1 protein-coding gene is annotated in these 1031 nt (G+C 48.1%); it reads right to left on the reverse strand.

Translation table 11 applies throughout. The features are described 5' to 3' along the window. Positions 1-256 precede the first annotated feature (256 nt). Positions 257-895: an AAA family ATPase gene (locus tag A0129_RS15625; protein ID WP_291716310.1), complete on the reverse strand. Its 639-nt coding sequence runs from the start codon at positions 893-895 to the stop codon at positions 257-259. Positions 896-1031: the final 136 nt, after the last annotated feature.

Raw genomic sequence — 1031 nt, forward strand, 5'->3', positions numbered from 1 at the left:
CATTACCCCTTATCCCCACAACAAAGAGAATCCAGGGAGACAAGGGAGATTCTGCCATAATTCTCCCTTGTCTTCCTTATTCACCGATGTTGTGACAAACAGATTTTAATTAAAAATCAAAAATTAATTTTTGATTTATCTGCCCATATAACGACTAGCCATTTGGATAGCGTCAGAAATATCGACATCGCCATCATTATCGGAATCTAAAAAACTGCTGAGTACTGGATTTCCCCCTGCTTGGAAACCTTGAGTATTAGCTCCAGATTGCAGGAACTAGATCGACACCTGGGAAATAGGTTGGCCGGATCACTTCAGCGAGCGGCCGCCGCTCATTGTCATATCGAATGGCTGCATAGGCTGTCTGGTTCTCGCCGAGATCGAACTCGGGCTGAATACCAAATAGCGCAGTCATCGATGCTTGCGGATCAAGATCCAGACACAAGACCCGATAACCCTGAAGCCCTAAAAAATGTGCGAGATGGATAGAAGTGGTTGTCTTGGAACTACCACCGTTGAAATTCGCCGTAGCAATTACCTGAAGCTTTTCCCCTTTGCGACGATGCGGAAGCAGTTCGCCAGCTTCGTCAGGACGAAGTTCGGCCAGGAATCGCCTCAGTTCCTTGACCTGCTCTATCGTGTACGTTCGCCTATTGTTTTCTGCGCGCTCGGGCAAAGGCCCCTTCCCTTCCAGCGTCAACTGGCGAAGAGTACTTTCCGGAACCTTGAGTAGCCTCACTAGGTCAAGGGTTGAGAATGTCCGGCCAAATGTTTTCTGCGCAGAGGGTGGATAGACAGCTTCACGCATATCGTTCAGCTCCGCAGAGAGTTTCGAGGTGTAGACCTCGATCTTCGACGCAGTGTCTCTGACGCTCTGAGAAGCTAGCTGCAACATTCAATCCTCTTGACGGTTCTGATCACTTTACGAGATCATTTCCGTCAGGGATGCCAGACTGACTCCGATTCTTCAAGGCGTTTTCGTTAACAAGTAAGTTAACGCATCAAGGATGCCCGACTTTACAGTTGTAAAG

The sequence above is a fragment of the Limnobacter sp. CACIAM 66H1 genome (genome assembly GCF_001601825.1).
Lineage (GTDB): Bacteria > Pseudomonadota > Gammaproteobacteria > Burkholderiales > Burkholderiaceae_B > Limnobacter.